Here is a 15,665-nt window from a genome sequence, read left to right as displayed (position 1 = left end):
CCGGTGCCCGTCGGTGCGGGCGCTCAGCGGTGCCGGGGCCGCGGGGTCACTCGCCCTCGACGGGCGGGAGGACGTCGGGGTTCTCCTCGAGCCAGGCCTCCACGGCCTCGGCCTCCTTGCCCTCGCCGAACTCGTTGACGACCTTGTCCTCGAGCGAGCCGAACTGCTCGTCGGTCAGGGTCGCGCCCGCGATCCACTCGGCGGCATCGGGGAAGTCCTCCTTGAAGCCGGTGCGGCCCAGGTGGTGCAGCGCCTCCGGCTCGCCGAAGGCGCCCTCGGGATCCTCGAGCGCCTTCATGTCGTAGGCCGGCATCGCCCAGAACGGGGTCCAGAGCGTGACGACGATGTCCTCCTCGGCGTCGATCGCGTTCTCGAGCTCCGTGATCATCGCGGTGGTGGAGGAGGTGACGAGCTCGTAGTCGTCGAGGCCGTAGCCCGGGATCACGCTCTCCTGGGTCGCCTTGGTCAGCCCGGCGCCCGGCTCGATGCCGACGATCCGGCCGCCGAAGCGGTCGGCCTGGCCCGCGAGCTCGTCGATCGCGGTGATGTCCACGTACTGCGGCACGGAGAGGTTCAGGACCGCGCCCTCGTAGTAGGCGACCAGGTCCTCGATGTCGTCGCCGTACTCCTCCATGTAGGAGGCGTGGGTGACCTCGGGCCAGGCCGAGGGGAACATGTCCACATCGCCCTGGGCGAGACCCGCGTAGAGCACGCCGGCCTCGGTGATGGTCTCGTGCTCGACCGTGTAGCCCATGGCGGTCAGGCGGTTGTCGAGCAGGTAGGCGAGGGACAGCCCGTCGGTCCACGAGGGGATGTAGCCCAGCGTGATGGTGTCGCCGCCGCCCGAGCCGCCGTCGGAGCCTCCGCCGCTCTCGCCGTCACCGCCGCAGGCGGCGAGGCCGAGGCCCATCAGGCCGGCACCGCCGATCAGGGCGGAGCGTCGGGTGAGGGGGTTGGCGGCGGGGCGTCGTGCGCCGCGGGGGCTGAGGGGGAGTCGTCGGGTGCTCATGAGGGAGTTCCTTTCGTGGTGATCATCGGATCGTGGTGATCATCGGTCTGTGGGGGAAGCGGCCCGTCCCCGTCGCCGGGGACGGCCCGTCGACGGGTCAGATCCCGGTGGTCGCACGCTGCGCGATGGACCGCTGGATCAGGGCGAGCGCGGAGGTCGGATAGCCGGCGGGGTTGCCGATCGCCGCGGTGAGACGGTCGAGGTAGACGGCCAGGACCACCACGGCCAGACCGGCCTCGACACCGAGGGGCAGGTTCTGGGTGGAGATCGCCTGGACGACCTCCTTGCCCAGGCCGTCCGCGCCGACCATGCCGGCGACCACGGCCATCGACAGGGAGAGCATGATGACCTGGTTGACGCCCGCCATGATGGTCGGGATGGCCAGCGGCAGCTGGATGCCGCGGAGGATCTGGCCACGGGTCGCGCCGAAGGCCTCGCCGGCCTCGACGGTCTCCCCGTCGACCTGGCGGATGCCCAGCTCGGTCATGCGCACCCCGGGGGCTAGCGCGAAGATGATCGTGGAGAAGACGCCCGGGACCACGCCGATCGAGAAGAAGGTGACCGCCGGGATCAGGTAGACGAAGGCAGGCATCGTCTGCATGAAGTCCATGACCGGCTTCACGATCGCGCTGACCGTGCTGGAGACAGCCGCGAGGATGCCCAGCGGCACCGCGATCACGACCGCGAACACGGTCGCCACCAGCACCAGCGCCATGGTCTGCATCATCGTCTCCCACTGCTCCATCGAGATCACGACGGCGAAGCCGATCAGCGTCGCGAGCGAGAGCTTCCAGGAGCGGAACACGAAGGCGATCAGCGCGAAGACCACGACCATCACCAGCGCGGGCGCCAGCAGCAGCACGTCGGTGAGGCCGCCGATCAGGAAGTCCATCACCGTGGAGAAGAGGTCGAACAGCCAGGAGACGTTCTCCTTCAGCCAGTCGATGCCGGCGTCGACCCACTCTCCGATCGGGAGGCGGGGCATGAGGGCGTCGTCGGGGTTCATCGTGCATCACCTCCGCGGCGATCGTCGGCGGTCGGGGCGTCCTGCGTGGTCGCTCCCGGGATGCCGGGAGCCTCCGGTCCGGGCGGCGGATCGACGGCGAGGGAGGAGCTCTCCCCCTCGCCGATCACGCCGAGCGCGGTCAGCAGGGTGACCCGGGGGATCACGCCGGCGAACCGGCCCTCGTCGTCGACGACGACGAGCGGCGCGTCGTGCTGCGCGGATTTCCCGAACAGCTCCGCGACAGGCGTGTCGTGGCGGACCACCGCCATGTCGTGCACGTCGGACCAGGGCAGCTCGTCCTGACCGAGGCGCACCGCCTCGGCGACGTCGTCCTGCCAGATCACGCCGGCGGGGGTGCGGTCGCGCTCGAGCACCACGAGCCAGGAGTTCTGCGTCTCGCGCAGCAGCTTGTGGGCGGTGCGCGGACCCTGACCGATGCCGAGGGTCTCGCGCGGCTGCTCCATCACGGCGCCGGCCTCGAGAACGCGGGTGCGGTCGACGTCCTGGATGAACTTCGCGACGTAGTCGTTGGCGGGCTCGTTGAGGATCTCCTCCGAGGAGCCGATCTGCTCGATCCGGCCGTCGCGCATCATCGCGATCCGGTCGCCCAGGCGCATCGCCTCGTTCAGGTCATGGGTGATGAACAGGATCGTCTTCTCCAGGCGCTGCTGCAGGTCGACGAGCTGGTCCTGCATGTCGCGCCGGATCAGCGGGTCCAGGGCGGAGAACGCCTCGTCCATCAGCATCACGTCGGTGCCGGCGGCGAGGGCGCGGGCGAGGCCCACGCGCTGCTTCATGCCGCCGGAGAGGGAGGAGGGGCGGTAGGCATCCCAGCCCTTCAGGCCGACCATCCCCAGCGCCTCCTTCGCCCTCTTCTCGCGATCGGAGCGATTCATGCCGCTGACCTCGAGGCCGTAGGCGGCGTTCTCGCCGACGGTGCGATGCGGCAGGAGCGCGAAGTTCTGGAAGACCATGGAGATCCGGCGGCGGCGCACGTCCCGCACCTGTGCGGGGGTCATCTTCGAGAGGACCTCCTCGCCGATGCGGATCTCGCCGTCGGTGGCGGGGAGCAGTCCGTTGACCATGCGGATGAGGGTGGACTTCCCGGAGCCGGACAGGCCCATCACCACGAAGATCTCCCCGGGGTCGACGCTGAAGCTCGCATCGATCACGGCGGCGGTCAGGCCCTGCTCGCGCAGGTCCTCGCGCGAGCGTCCGCTGCGGAGCTCGCGCACTCCTCGCTCTGGGCGGCGGCCGAAGACCTTGTACAGGCCCTCGGCGGAGATCACAGGTGGCACAGGGGCTCCTTCGGTGGCGGCATGACGTGCGCGATGCCGAGCGGGGCGTCTGCGACAGAGGGCGCAGAGCGACAGAAGGCGCAGAGCGACAGGAGGCACAGCGGGACCCGGGCGGCATCCGACGATCCATCACTCTAAGCCTCGACCGTGGGAAAAACCGCCTCGGAACAGGCATTTCAGGGCTCACGAAGGGGGGTCGGAGCGTCCGCGGGACGGAGGCGGCGGGGGTGAGGGGTCGTGGGGGAAACGGTCTGGCCTGCAGGGATGCGCCTGCCGGACGGGACGACCGACGGCCGATCCGACTGTCCGACAATCGGGACATAACTATTCGGTCACGTCCTGCCCGGGGGGGGGCTCCGGCCCGTCGACGACCTGCGGAAGGGCGGTGACGGCGCGGGGCTGTCAGCTCCGTGGCGGGAGGGTCTCGGCGAGGAAGCCGAGGGTCTGCTGCCAGGCCGCCTCGGCGGCGCCGGCGTGGTGGAGACCGGGGTGGGGGTTGTCGAAGGCGTGCCCCGCACCGTCGTGGAGCACGAAGCGCACCTGCTCGCGGGTGCCGTCGGCGGTGACGGCCCTGCGGATCTGCTCGACCTGCTCGAGCGGGATGAAGGCGTCGGCCGTGCCGAAATGGTGCAGGCTCGGCACGTCCACCTGCGCGGCGCGGTCCAGCAGCATCGGCAGCGCGGAGCCGTAGTAGCTGACCAGGGCCGAGACCGGGCGGTCCTCCTCGGCGGCCGATGCGGCGGCGGAGAACGCGAGCCCGCCGCCGTAGCAGAAGCCCACCAGCCCCACCCGTTCGGAGTCGACCGCGCCGTGGGCGCGCAGCGCGCCGATCGCCGCGATCGCATCGGCCTCGGCCCGCTCCCAGGGCACGCGCGAGGTCAGCGCCATGCCCTCCTCGAGCCAGGCCTGGAAGTCCTCGCCGTCCTCGATGCCGACGAGCGGCGGGTCCAGGCGGGCGAAGAGCTGCGGGGCGAGCACTGCGTAGCCGCGGGCGGCGAGATCCGCGCAGCGCTGCTGCATGTACGAGGAGAGTCCGAAGATCTCGTGCAGCACCACGAGGCCCGGCACCGGCTGATCGAGGTCCTCGGGCAGCCAGAGCAGCCCGGGCAGGTCGTCGGCGTCGGTGGGGATCGGCAGCGTCGTGGCACTCACGCCGCGACCCTACCCCGCGGCCCTGTCGCCGGGTGCGGTGTCGGCGGACGGCAGGGCGGCGGCGAGCTCAGGAGAACAGGGCCAGGGCGTAGACCGCGAAGAGCAGCAGGTGCGCGGTGCCGTGCACCGCGGTCACGCGCGGAGCCGCCGCGGAGACGGCCGAGACCGCGAAGGTCACGCCGAGCAGCAGCAGGTTCACGGGCGACTCCGCCAGCACCACGGGGCTGCCGGTGGTGAGCCCGATGATCAGCACGGTCGGGATGGTCAGCGCCAGGGTCGAGACGAGCGCGCCGTGGCACAGGTTCACCACCCTCTGCATCTCCCCGCCGGCCGCCGCTCGGAGAGCGGTGAGTGTCTCGGGGGTGAACACGATCGCGGCGATCAGCACGCCGGACAGCGCGGTCGGGGCGCCGAGCCGGTCCAGCCCCTCGTCGAGCAGTCCGGCCATGTCGTGGGCAAGCAGCACGATCGGCAGCACGGTCCCGACGAGGAGCAGCACGCGCAGTCCCAGCTCCGCGCGGTGGCGGGAGAGCATCGCGCCGATGTGGGGGGAGGAGTCCTCGGTGTCGGAGGCGTCCGCGGCGTCGGCGGGCTCCTCGGCGGACTCGTCGGCCGCGGGGAGCTCCATCTCCTGGAACTCGACCGCCTGCGCGCCGGTCTGGCGCCACAGGAAGACGGCATACACGGCGACGGCCATCACCGCGATCGCGACGCCCTGGACGGGGGCGTAGGTGCCGTCCTCGCCGAGCACCGTCGGGACCGCGAAGGCCATCGCACCGAGGCCGATCAGCAGCACCAGGTAGACGGAGGTGCCGGTCCGGTTCACGCGCATCGCCTCGCGGCGGATGCCGCCGACCAGCAGGCACAGGCCGAGAACGAGGTTCATGATGATCATCGAGACCGCCATGACGGAGTCGCGGGCGATGGTCGCGTGATCGCCCGGGCCGAGCATCACCGCGGCGATCAGCACCACCTCGATCACCACGATCGACAGGGTGAGCACCAGGGTGCCGTAGGGGTCGCCGAGGCGGCGGGCGAGCGCCTCCGCCTGAGCGACCACGCCGCCGGCGGCGATCACGATCACCGCGACGATCGCGGCGAGGGCGAGCGCGAGCAGCGCCGAGGACAGCGCGCCCGGGGCGGGGGAGAGCAGCATCAACGCGGCGACGCCCGCCCAGCCGAGCAGCAGTCGCGAGATCGCGCCGCGGTCGAGCACCGAGCGGACAAGGTCCCTCCCGGCGAGGGCGGGGCCCGGGGAGCCAGGGCCGGGGGAGCCGGGGGCGCCGCCGGGCTCGGAGGAGCGATCGGGTGCGGCCGACGGGGACGCGGCGCGCGGCCGGCGGATGCGGGACGAGGGGCTCATCGGATCTCCTGCGAGGCCGTCCTCGTGGTGCGTCCGCAGGCCGGGTCGTCCCGGCCGGGGCGCCGATCCGCCCTCGGCGCGCTCTCACCGTAACCCGTCGCGCCCACCAGGGTCAGCTCGTGGTGAGCGGTCCGACCAGGGCGGGTGCGAGACGGGGCGGGCCGAGATGCGCCGGGGCTCAGACGTCGGTCGGGCTGCCGATGCCGACCAGCAGCCCCTGGTCGCCGGCGGCGAAGGCACCGGGGGCGACGTGCAGCTGCCAGGAGTCGCCCTCGGCGGTGGCGGCCGTGCAGTCCGTCGTCCCGAACTTTTCGAAGTCCAGGCCGTCCTCGCAGGTCACCTCGGACCAGTCGGCCATGCCGGCCACCGGCACGTAGGCGTTCTCGGAGGTGAGGGTCTGCAGGGTCGCCTCGGCGACCTCCTCCGCGCCGAGCGGCTCGGCCCCGAACATCGAGCCCTGGCCCAGGCCCGTCAGCATCACGTTCTCCTGGGTCAGCTCGCTCGCCTCCTCGGGGAGCTCGGTGCCGGTGGAGAACAGCACCGCGACCCGGTAGCCGCTCTCGAGGCCGTCCTCGTGCGGGACGGCGACCGTGCTCGCGACCCATTCCTGCGTCGGGGCGGTGTCGTCCGGGCTCGTCGGCCCGACGCAGCCGGCGCTCTGCCCCCTCTCGACCACGAGCTCGTCGGCGCACTCGGCGGTGCCGCCGAAGGGCGCCGCGAGGAGCGCGGCGAGGTCGTCGTCCGGAAGGGTCGGCGCGCCGTCCCCGGAGGTCTCGTCGATGCCGAGGTCCGTGACCAGGAGGATCCGGGTGCGCTCGCCCGCGGCGCCCGGATCCTCCTCCTCCTGCTCTCCCGCACGCTCGCCGTCGACTGCCTCGCCCTGGTCGTCGGTCGCCTGGTCGTCCCCGGTCTCGGCGTCGTCGCCGGACCCGGCGTCGTCCGACGGCTGCTCGCCGCCGGACTGCTCCTCCGTCGTGGTGGCGGGCTCCTGGGCGCCGTCGTCCCCGGTCCCGGCCTCTTCCCCCGCGCCGCATGCGGTCAGGCCCAGCAGTGCCGTGCAGGCCGCGAGCGCCATGCCGCGGCGCAGGCGACGCGTGGTCGTGGTGCGTGCGTCGAGGTGTCCCATCGGGGTCTCCGTCCCGGCCCTCCCCGGTGCGGCGGGTGCGCCGTCATGGGCCGGGGAGCGGTGGCCCGCGTCACACCCTGCCCAACCGTCAAGAGAGGGTCAAGTCTATGCCATGACAGGCTTGTGCTGACGGTGTGGAGATCCTGTGGGGATCAGGGGGCGTGCAGGTCAGCGCCTCTCGCCGGGGCGCGGGTCGCCGTGCAGCCGCCGGTACTCGTCGTCCTCCGCATCCTCGTCCCGGGTGAGCGCGTCGCCGCCCCCGCGCAGGCCCAGCAGCACTCCGAGGCCGGCGCCGACGAGCACGCCGACGACCGCGCCGATCCACAGGCTGTCGACGACCGCGAGCCCCGTCCCGATCCCGACCACGAACCCGAGGATCATCCCGAAGGGCAGCCAGGTGGCATCGAAGCGGCGGCGAGCAGGCGGGGCCATGGAACCTCTGTCGGGCGGAGCGAGCGGGACGGTCGGGGCGTGCGACGCGCTCGCGGTGAGTCGCGACGCACGACAGTCAGACCGACAGGGTAGTCCGCCGCGGACGCGGATAGCATCGGCCCGTGACCACGTCCTCCTCCTCTCCCACCGTGCTGCAGGCCCTGCGCAGCCCGCGCCGCCTCACCACCGAGGTGCTGGCCGGCGCCGTCACCACCCTCGCCCTGATCCCGGAGGTCATCTCCTTCTCGGTGATCGCGGGCGTGGACCCGAAGGTCAGCCTCATCGCCTCCGTCGTGCTCGCGATCTCGATGACCTTCCTCGGCGGACGCCCCGCGATGATCACCGCCGCCGCGGGCGCGGTCGCTCTCGTCGTCGCCCCGCTCGTGCACACCCACGGCGTCGAGTACCTGCTGCCCACCGTGATCCTCGCGGGCCTCGTCCAGGTCGCGTTCGGCCTGGTCGGGCTCGCGCGGATCATGCGCTTCATCCCCCGCTCGGTGATGATCGGCTTCGTCAACGCGCTGGGCATCCTGATCTTCACGGCGCAGCTCCAGCACGTCCTGGACGTGCCCGCCGCGGTCTACCCGCTGTTCGCGCTCACCCTCGTCGTGGTGCTCGCCCTGCCGCGCCTGACGAAGGCCGTGCCCGCGCCGCTGGTCGCGATCGTGCTGGTCACCGCGATCGCGATGATCTTCCATCTCCGCGTCCCGACCGTCGGCGACCAGGGCGAGGTCTCCGGCGGCCTGCCCGGCCTCACCCCGCTCGAGGTGCCGCTGACGCTGGAGACGCTGCAGATCATCGCCCCGACCGCGCTGTCCGTCGCCTTCGTCGGCCTGATGGAGACGCTGCTGACCGCGAAGCTCGTCGACGACATCACCGACACCCGCTCCTCGAAGAGCCGCGAGTCCTGGGCGCTCGGCGTCTCCAACATCCTCGCCGGCTTCTGGGGCGGGATCGCCGGCTGCGCGATGATCGGCCAGACCGTCATGAACGTGAAGCTGGGCCGGGCCCGCACCCGCATCTCCACCTTCGTCGCCGGCGTGCTGCTGCTGATCCTGGTCACCGCGCTGTCGGACCTCATGGAGCAGATCCCGATGGCCGCGCTCGCCGCGGTGATGATGGTCGTCGCGGTCTCGACCGTGGACTTCCACAGCGTGCGCCCCGCGACCCTGCGCCGCATGCCGGTCTCCGAGACGCTCGTCATGGCCACGACCGTGGTGGTCGTGGTGATCACGAGCAACCTCGCCCTCGGCGTCGCCGCCGGGGCGCTGCTCGCGGTCGCCCTGTTCGCCCGCCGCGTCGCGCACGTGACCCGCGTGGAGCGCACGACGGGGGCCGACGTGACGCGCTACACCGTGCACGGCCCGCTCTTCTTCGGCTCGAGCAACGACCTGGTCGAGCAGTTCGACTACGCCGCCGACGCCGAGCGCGGCCTCCCGGTCGCCGTCGACTTCACCGCGGCCCAGATCTGGGACGCCTCGACCGTGGCCGTGCTCGACTCGGTCCAGGCCAAGTACGTCGAGCACGGCCTCGAGGTCTCCTTCACCGGGCTCGATGACCGCTCGACCCTCTTCCACGGCCGGCTGACGGGGACGCTGAACTAGCTCCGTGCAGCGGGGCCCGAGCCCCGCGACCGGGCGTTCACCAGGTGATCGCCTCATCGGCGCTCGGCCCGCCGAGCACGTGCTGCTCGCAGAAGGCGAGCACCGCCCGGTTCCACACCACGGCGTTCGACGGGGTGAGCACCCAGTGGTTCTCGCTGGTCAGCTGCAGGAAGCGGTGCGGCATGTCCTCCACCTCGCCGTCCCAGGCAGAGACCAGATCCCACCACAGCCGCAGCGCCTCGGAGACCGGCACCCGGTAGTCGCGGTTGCCGTGCGTGATCAGCATCGGGGTGGTGATCGCGTCGACCTCGTGATGCGGGGAGAAGGCCCGGTACCAGTCCGGGTCCTCGTCCTCGTGGCCGTGCACGCGCATCTTCGAGGCCGCCGCATCGGTGGTGCGGTGCTGCTGGGGCAGGGCCCACAGCCCGGCATGGGAGACGATCGCGTCGAAGCGATCGGTGTGCCCGGCGATCCAGTTCGCCATGAACCCGCCGAAGGACGCGCCGAGCATCGCGGTGCGCGTCCCGTCGAGCTCCGGCCGGTCGAGCACCGCGTCCAGCAGCGTCTCGCATTCGTGGAACACGACGTCGGGCCGGCGCGGCCATCCGCGGTTCAGCCCCGCGTCCCCGTAGCCGGTGGACATCGCCGGATCCGGCATCAGCACCGCCCAGCCGGCCTCGACCGCGAGCCATGGGCACCAGCGCCAGCTCCACGCGTTGTACGAGCCGTGCGGGCCGCCGTGGATCCACAGCATCACCGGCGCCGGTGCTGCGGCGCTCGCGCTCGCCGGGACGCACAGCCAGCCGCCCACCTCGATCCGGTCCACGTCAGTGCTCACCCACTCGAGGGTGCCGGGCAGCGCGCCGACCGCGCCCGGGGCGGGCAGCTCCGTGACCGTGCCGTCGGCCGCGATCCGCACCGGCCTGGGCGGGGTGCCGACGTCGCTGCGCAGCGCGTGGACCGCCCCGGCGAGCTCTCCGCCCCCGCCCCCGGCCCGGCTGTCGCGGGGCGCGGGGGAGAGGGAGGAGAACACGCCGCCGTCGGCGAGGGTGTGGGCGGAGCCCGTCGTCGCGTCGACGGTGAGGACCGCGCCGGAGGAATGCAGGTCCCCGGCGACCAGCAGGGTGGTCGCGTCGGACCACTCGAGGTCCGTCAGGGTCAGATCGCCGAGCTCGGCGGTGACCGTCTCGCCGGTGGCGAGGGTGCGGATCTCCAGGCGCGTGTAGCTGGTGTCGGTCGGGGTGGGCAGGGTCGAGCGCAGCACTGCCAGGCGCGTCCCGTCGGGGGAGAAGGCGGGGGAGGAGTACTGCGCCTCGTCGTCGGCCTCGAGCAGGACGGTGCGCTCGCCGGAGGCGACGTCGAGCAGCACGAGATCGCTGCGGGTCTCACCGCCCGCGACCCGCCGCGTCCAGGAGGTCGCGACCGCCTGCGCATCGGGGGAGAGGTCCGCTGAGGCCGAGGTCAGCGCGACGGTTCCGGCACCCGGGGTGAGGTCGTCGAGCTTCCCGGCGGGGGAGACGAGCAGGAGGTGCCGCTCCTGGTCGCCGATCTCGTGGTCCCACTGCCGGATCGGCATGCCGGTGTGCCAGATCGTGGTGCGCTTCGCGTCCTTGCGGGCGCTGCGTCGCTCGGCGTCGTCCTCGAGGGTGCCGCCGGGCAGCACCTGCGTCGCCGCCAGCATCGTGCCGTCGTCCGCCACGGCGAGCAGCTCGAGCCCTCCCGGCGCGGCGGCGACCGGCTCCGCCTCGCCGCTCGCGGGCATGCGCCAGATCCCGGGCTTGTCCTCGAAGGAGTCGCCGTCGGGATCGGGACGAGCGGAGATGAACAGCACCGAGCCGTCCGGTCCCGGTCGCGGACCGCTCTCGCCCTTCTCCGACCGGGTGAGCCGCCGTGCGGGCTCGGTGCCCGTCGGATCCAGCTCCCACAGGGCCGACGGGGTGCGGGCGCCGTGCTCGTCGGCCTCCTGGATCGCGGCGACCACCCGGTCGCCGGGGAGAGCGGCGAGGGAGGCGAGCCGGGGCAGGCGCAGCAGCCCCTCGACGTCCGAGAAGTCGGTGAACGTCGGGGTGGAGGCGAAGTCGGCGGGGGCGGTGGTGGCGGCGTCGTCGGTGCTCATCCCCGCCACGCTACCGCCGGGTCAGGTGTGACGGACCCGCTCAGGGGATCAGCACGATCTTCCCGGCGCTGTGCCCGGTCTCCACCGCGGCCATCGCCTCCGCGGCGGCGACGAGCGGGTAGCGGGCGGTGACGTGCGGATCCACCGCCCCGTCGGCGACCAGCCGGGTGATCTGCGCGAGCGCATCCTCGGACGAGGGTCGACCGGCGCCGCCGAGCTCCTCGACGGTGGCCTGATCGGCCGCGGAGAGGATCCGCGCCGGATCCCTGGTGAGCGGCGCGAGGTCCCGCAGCGGCTGCCCGCCGACGAGGTCGATCAGCAGGTCCACGCCGTCCGGGGCGAGGTCGCGCACCGCGTCCGCGGCGCCGTCGCCGGAGAGCACGTGCTCGGCGCCCGCGGACTCGACCAGCTCCTGCTTCGCCCTCGAGGCGACGCCGAGCACCCGGGCCCCGGCCGCGACGGCGACCTGCACCGCCATCCGGCCGACGCCCCCGCCCGCACCCAGAACCAGCACGGTCTCGCCCGGTGCGGCGGAAGCGGCGAGGTCCCAGGCGGTCGTCCCCGCCACCGGCAGCGTCGCCGCCTGCTCGCAGGCGACCTCCGGCGGGCGGTGCACCGCGGCGGAGGCCTTCAGCACGGTGTGCTCGGCGAAGGCGCCGAGGCCACGGGCGGGCGCACCGAGCACGTCGTCCCCGATCTCGAAGCCGTTGACCCCCTCGCCGAGGGCGGCGACCACGCCTGCCGCCTCGAGGCCGAGCGCGAGCGGCAGCGACCCCTTGGTCCCGAAGAGCCCCTCGCGGCGCTTCGCGTCGGCCGGGTTCACCCCCGCCACCCGCACCTCGATCGCGATCTCGCCGGGCCGCGGCGCGGGCGCCTCCCGGGTGCTCAGCTGCTGGTTCTCGGGCCCGCCGTAGGCGGTGGTGACGAAGACGGTGCTCATCCCCGGATCCTTCGCCGCTTCGCTCCGCGGGTCAAGGGTGCGCGGCGCGAGGTTCGCTGGTCTTCCGGGTATTCCGGGTCTTCGGGGCCTTCCGGGTCTTCGGCGGCCGACGGGGGATGTGCTGCAGAAAACGACGTACATCATGTACGTGATGTACGTCGTTTTCTGCAGGGACCCCCGTGCTCGGTGCTGCGTTCTCGATGAACGCCGGCTCGGGCAGGCGATCTCGGCACGCGGGGCGGGTGCGCGAGGCGTGCGCCGGCGCCGTGGGTCGCGGCCTGTGGCGGGGCTCAGATCTCCTGGCGGCGCACCAGGCGCAGCACGGTGCGCAGGATCATCATCACCAGCAGCAGGATCCCCACGTAGCCGTTGATGACGTAGACGATGTTGACCATCTGCGAGAACGGCAGCACCAGCCCGATCAGGGTGCCGACCGCGGCGAGCACCACGGTGAGGCGCTTGAACTTCGGGGTGCCGTCGGCGAAGAAGCGCTGGGAGACGGTCCACAGCAGCGGCACGGCCGTGGTGAAGATGCCCGCAAGGATGATCAGCGAGAAGCCCGAGGCGAGCACGGGGCTGATCTCGTTCGCCAGCACCAGCATCGGGATCTCGGTGCCCGCGACGACCTCGATGTTCGCCAGGAGGCCGAGGCCGACGACCACGCACGCGATCGCGAACAGGCTGCCGCCGAGGACGCCGCCCGAGGCGGCCTCGCGGTTGCTGCGGGTGGTGCGGCCCAGCGCCGTCAGGAACGCCGCGAGCCACAGCATGCAGAAGCCGACGTAGGACAGCCCCGACATGAACCAGTTGTTCGAGGCCTGCACCAGGTCGAGCGAGGGGAGCATGGACACGCCCTCGCCGACGCCGTGCGAGGAGCGGACGATGCCCACGATGCCCAGCGCGATCGCGATCACCACGATGACCGGGCCGATCTTGCCGATCACGTCCACCAGGCTCGAGAGCCCGAACCAGGCCGTCAGCCCCACCACGACCGCGAGCGCCACGCCGCCGATGTACTTCGAGAGGCCGTAATGCTCCTCGAAAACGGCGCCCGCGCCCGAGACCATCACGGTGAAGCTCAGGAACACGAACAGGATCGAGAACCAGTCGAAGAAGGTGCCGAGGTATCTGCCGCAGTAATAGTAGAAGATCCGCGCGGGCTTGTCGAACCTGTGCTTCCGCCCGACGAGGAAGAACTCCACGCACACGTAGGAGATCAGCACCAGCACCAGCAGGCCGGTGCCGAAGATCCCCCAGTAGCCGTAGGAGGTGAAGTACTGCAGGATCTCCTGCCCGGTCGCGAAGCCCGATCCGATCAGGAAGGCGATGATCGCCCCTGCATAGGTGAGGACCCTCAGCGGGCCCTTCTTCTCGGTCGTCGCGAGATCGCGCCGCTTGGTGGACTGTGCCACGGAAGCTCCTGTCCGGGTAGGGCCCGGTGCTGGTCACGGCCGCCCCTTATCGGACGGCCGGCGCCGGCGAGCCGGGAGGGTGCCGGTCGACGTCGACCCGGGCACCACTGATATATGAGTTGTCGGACGTCAATGTATGTGGCGCCCCTCACGCCGTCAAGCATGTGATCACATACTCGACGGCGCGAGGGGCGCCTGGCGTCATGCCATCGTCGCCGGGCTCGGCACCTGTGAGGACGTCGTCGCCGCGAGCGCCGGGCCCACGCCGTCGGCCGGACGGGTCGGGCGCCGACGGCGCAGGAGCCGCATGGCGTTCGCGATCACCGCCAGCACCGACGCCTCGTGCACCAGCATCCCGATCGCCATCGTGACGCCGCCGGCGAACACGCCCGCCAGGAGCAGCGCCACCGTCGCGACCGCGAGGACGATGTTCTGGCGCATCACCCGCACGGTGCGGCGGGCGAGGCCGAGGGCCTCGGGCAGCCGCAGCAGGTCGTCATGCATCAGAGCGATGTCCGCGGTCTCGATCGCGACACCGCTGCCGGCCGCGCCCATCGCCACGCCGATGTCGGCCGTGGCGAGCGCGGGGGCGTCGTTCACGCCGTCGCCGACCATCGCGACCGTGCGTCCCTCGCGCTGCAGCGCGGTGACCGCGGCCAGCTTGTCCTCGGGCAGCAGCCCGGCGCGGACCTCGTCGATCCCGACCTGCGCCGCGACCGCCTCGGCCACCCGCCGGTCGTCGCCGGTCAGCATCAGGACGCTGCGCACGCCCTCCGCGTGGAGGCGTCGGACCATCTCGGCGGCCTCCGGACGCAGCCGGTCCGCGACCGCGAGCACGCCGATCACGGTGCCGTCGAGCGCGACGGCCATCGGGGTGCGGCCGAGCCCGGCCAGGCGCGCGATCTCCTCCTGCGCCCCGGCAGGGACGAGGACGCCCTCGTGCTCCAGCAGCGGCAGGTTCCCGACAGCGACGCGCCAGCCCTCGACCGCGGCGACGATGCCCTTGCCGGGCACCGGCTCGGTGTGCTCGGGCAGGTCGCCGGGGACGATGCCCTCCTCGGCCGCGCCCTCGAGCACCGGGCGGGCCAGCGGGTGCTCGGACCCGGCCTCGGCCCGTGCCGCCCAGCGCAGCACCGCGGTGCGGTCCAGGGCGGGGTCGAGCACGGTGACGTCAGTGAGATAGGGGCGGCCCTCGCTGAGGGTGCCGGTCTTGTCCAGCGCGACGGTGTCGACCTCGGCGCTGGTCTCGAGGAACTCCCCGCCCTTGATGAGCAGGCCGTCCCGGGCGCCGCGGCCGATGCCGGCGACGACCGCGACCGGGATCGAGATGACCAGCGCGCCGGGGCAGCCGATCACCAGCAGGGTCAGGGCGAGCACCACGTCGCCGGTGGCGAGCCCGGCGAGCAGGGCGAGCAGGATGATGCCCGGGGTGTACCAGGTGGAGAAGCGCTCCAGGAAGGTCTGCGTGCGGGCCTTCGCGTCCTGCGCCTCCTCGACCCGGTGGATGATCCGGGCCAGCGTCGTGTCGGCGCCGACGCCGGTGGCGCGCACCTGCAGGAACCCGCCGGCGGAGACGCTGCCGGCGAACACCGGGTCGTCCTCGCCCTTCGCGGCGGGGATCGACTCGCCGGTGATCGCGGCCTCGTCGATCGCGCCCGTGCCGGCCAGCACCGTCCCGTCGACCGGGACCTCGGCGCCGTTCTTCACGAGCACCGTCTCGCCGAGGCGGACCTCGGCGGCCGGGATCTCGACCTGCTGGCCGTCCCGCAGCACGATCGCGAGATCGGGGGCGGCGGCGACGAGCTCGGTGAGCGCGGAGCGGGTGCGGTCCATGGTGCGTGCCTCGAGCGCATGCCCGACGGCGAACAGGACGGTCACCGCGGCGGCCTCCCAGTACTCGCCGATCACCAGGGCGCCGGAGGCGGCGATCGTGACCAGCAGGTCGATGCCGACGGTGCGCACCTGGAGGGCGCGCACGGCGGCGAGGAGGATCGGAGCGCCCGCGACGACCGCGGCGAGCACCATCAGGGCGTCGGAGGCGAGGAGGGGGATCGGGCGGTCGAGGTGGAGGCCGAGCTCGCCGTGCCCGGCGCCGAAGGGGTTCACCCCGGCGCCGAGCGAGAGCAGGGCGGCCAGCAGGATCAGCGCGCCTGCGAGCAACGGCGTGCTCCACGGGCCGCGCCACCAGCGCTGCAGGGCGGTCATGA

Annotated in this window: 12 protein-coding genes; 1 reads left to right on the top strand and 11 read right to left on the bottom strand. The window is 72.6% G+C overall.

Translation table 11 applies throughout. The annotated features are described in order from the left end of the window. Positions 1-46: 46 nt before the first annotated feature. The 7 genes from L3K22_RS07830 to L3K22_RS07800 form a co-directional block, all read right to left on the bottom strand. Positions 47-1,009 carry a glycine betaine ABC transporter substrate-binding protein gene (locus L3K22_RS07830; RefSeq protein WP_263310876.1) on the bottom strand — a complete coding sequence of 321 codons (963 nt, stop codon included), beginning with the start codon at positions 1,007-1,009 and terminating at the stop codon, positions 47-49. A gap of 97 nt (positions 1,010-1,106) precedes the next feature. Further along, positions 1,107-2,015: an ABC transporter permease gene (locus L3K22_RS07825; RefSeq protein WP_263310875.1), complete on the bottom strand. Its 909-nt coding sequence runs from the start codon at positions 2,013-2,015 to the stop codon at positions 1,107-1,109. After that, the gene (locus tag L3K22_RS07820; RefSeq protein ID WP_263310874.1) at positions 2,012-3,313 is read right to left on the bottom strand and encodes a quaternary amine ABC transporter ATP-binding protein; all 1,302 of its coding nucleotides are present in this window, start codon (positions 3,311-3,313) and stop codon (positions 2,012-2,014) included. Before L3K22_RS07820 ends, L3K22_RS07825 begins: the two co-directional genes overlap by 4 nt. Before the next feature lie 402 nt (positions 3,314-3,715). Next, positions 3,716-4,465 carry a dienelactone hydrolase family protein gene (locus tag L3K22_RS07815; RefSeq protein WP_263310873.1) on the bottom strand — a complete coding sequence of 250 codons (750 nt, stop codon included), beginning with the start codon at positions 4,463-4,465 and terminating at the stop codon, positions 3,716-3,718. Between the two features lie 67 nt (positions 4,466-4,532). Further along, on the bottom strand, positions 4,533-5,828 hold the full coding sequence (locus L3K22_RS07810) for a calcium:cation antiporter (RefSeq protein ID WP_263310872.1): 1,296 nt from the start codon (positions 5,826-5,828) through the stop codon (positions 4,533-4,535). Between the two features lie 178 nt (positions 5,829-6,006). Continuing rightward, on the bottom strand, positions 6,007-6,954 hold the full coding sequence (locus L3K22_RS07805) for a hypothetical protein (protein ID WP_263310871.1): 948 nt from the start codon (positions 6,952-6,954) through the stop codon (positions 6,007-6,009). A 168-nt stretch (positions 6,955-7,122) separates the two neighbouring features. Beyond that, positions 7,123-7,386 (bottom strand): hypothetical protein, encoded by a 264-nt coding sequence (locus tag L3K22_RS07800; protein ID WP_070501622.1) that lies wholly within the window; start codon positions 7,384-7,386, stop codon positions 7,123-7,125. Between the two features lie 122 nt (positions 7,387-7,508). Between L3K22_RS07800 and L3K22_RS07795 the strand changes: the two genes are divergently transcribed. Continuing rightward, the gene (locus tag L3K22_RS07795) at positions 7,509-8,990 is read left to right on the top strand and encodes a SulP family inorganic anion transporter (RefSeq protein WP_263310870.1); all 1,482 of its coding nucleotides are present in this window, start codon (positions 7,509-7,511) and stop codon (positions 8,988-8,990) included. 37 nt (positions 8,991-9,027) lie between these two features. On the opposite strand, the gene L3K22_RS07790 is transcribed toward L3K22_RS07795, so the two are convergent. From L3K22_RS07790 to L3K22_RS07775, 4 genes are all read right to left on the bottom strand, one after another. Beyond that, a complete protein-coding gene (locus tag L3K22_RS07790; protein ID WP_263310869.1) occupies positions 9,028-11,106 on the bottom strand; it encodes a S9 family peptidase in 2,079 nt (692 codons plus the stop codon). Between the two features lie 40 nt (positions 11,107-11,146). Beyond that, the gene (locus tag L3K22_RS07785; protein ID WP_263310868.1) at positions 11,147-12,046 is read right to left on the bottom strand and encodes an NADP-dependent oxidoreductase; all 900 of its coding nucleotides are present in this window, start codon (positions 12,044-12,046) and stop codon (positions 11,147-11,149) included. Between the two features lie 290 nt (positions 12,047-12,336). After that, complete coding sequence (locus tag L3K22_RS07780) at positions 12,337-13,458, bottom strand: YkvI family membrane protein (protein WP_263310867.1); 1,122 nt, start codon at positions 13,456-13,458, stop codon at positions 12,337-12,339. 201 nt (positions 13,459-13,659) lie between these two features. After that, a complete protein-coding gene (locus L3K22_RS07775) occupies positions 13,660-15,663 on the bottom strand; it encodes a heavy metal translocating P-type ATPase (RefSeq protein WP_263310866.1) in 2,004 nt (667 codons plus the stop codon). Positions 15,664-15,665: the final 2 nt, after the last annotated feature.

The organism is Brachybacterium atlanticum (assembly GCF_025669985.1).
In the GTDB taxonomy this organism is placed as follows: Bacteria; Actinomycetota; Actinomycetes; order Actinomycetales; family Dermabacteraceae; genus Brachybacterium; species Brachybacterium conglomeratum.
Note: the sequence above shows the minus strand (reverse complement) of the source record. Positions and strands in the feature narration are given on the sequence as shown.